The following is a 945-nucleotide window of genomic DNA, read 5'->3' as shown; positions in this document are numbered from 1 at the left end:
TAGCGCGTCGATATCAGCTGGAACAGCAGGTCCGCGCCCGCGCTGCCGACGTCGAGGTAGCCGAGCTCGTCGATGATCAGCAGCCTCGAGTGGGCGTAGTACCTGAGCCTCTTCTTGAGGATGCCGCGCGACGAGGCGTCCTCCAGGTCCTCGACGAGCCGGGCGCAGTCCACGAACCTGACCTCGCGCCCCGCCCTGACCGCCTCGATGCCCAGCGCGACGGCGAGGTGCGTCTTGCCCACGCCGGGGCTCCCCACGAACAGGACGTTCTCGGCCCGCTCGACGAACCTCAGGGTCGCGAGCTCCTCGATCTCGGCGCGCGGGACCGACGGCTGGAAGTCCCAGTCGAAGTCCGCCAGCCCCTTGACGTAGGGGAACCCCGACGACCGTATGCGCTGGCTGGTGATCCTGACCTCCCGGGCGGCGACCTCGACGCGCGTCATCTCCTCGAGGGCGGAGGCGAAGCCCCGCTCGCCCGCGGCGACCATCCTCACGTAGTCGGGCAGGGACGCCGCCATCTCGTGCAGCCCGAGCGCGGAGAGGTTCGCCTGCGCCCTGATCGAGGGGCTGCCCTCCGCGACGGCGCCCATCACGCCCCTCCGAGCGAGTCGAGCAGCGCGAGGTTGGCGCGCGCGGCCTCGGCGATGTCCGCGTCGGCCAGGCCCCGCTTCCCCTCGAGGGCCTGCCCGTAGTGGTCGGGGTCGTAGTTGATGGGCCTCGACGGCCCGGACGCGGCGTCGTGGACGGCGACCTCCTCGCCGGCCATCCTCACCACGACCTGGCCGCCGGGCATCGCCACGACGCTCACGCGCCGGCCGATGCAGCGCCTGGGCACGGACCACTCCCTGCCGGCGGCCCTGACGAGCATGGTCGGCGGGACGGTCTGGACGCTCACGTCGCCCACCATCGACTCGAGGAGACGGAGGTTCCCGATGGGCCGCAGGC

At 72.2% G+C, this 945-nt stretch carries 2 protein-coding genes; both read right to left on the bottom strand.

What is annotated here, in order from left to right; translation table 11 throughout:
* A partial coding sequence (locus ACTQVX_RS08815; RefSeq protein ID WP_441560930.1) for an ATP-binding protein occupies positions 1-590 on the bottom strand: 590 nt, incomplete at its 3' end.
* Positions 590-945: Mu transposase domain-containing protein (locus ACTQVX_RS08810; RefSeq protein ID WP_441071095.1), on the bottom strand; the 356-nt coding region annotated here is incomplete at its 5' end. The genes ACTQVX_RS08815 and ACTQVX_RS08810, both read right to left, overlap by 1 nt.

It is taken from the genome of Collinsella sp. LCP19S3_A6, assembly GCF_052122015.1.
Taxonomy (GTDB): Bacteria; Actinomycetota; Coriobacteriia; order Coriobacteriales; family Coriobacteriaceae; genus Collinsella.
The sequence above is the reverse complement of the archived record's forward strand: the minus strand, read 5'-3'. Positions and strand labels throughout refer to the sequence as shown.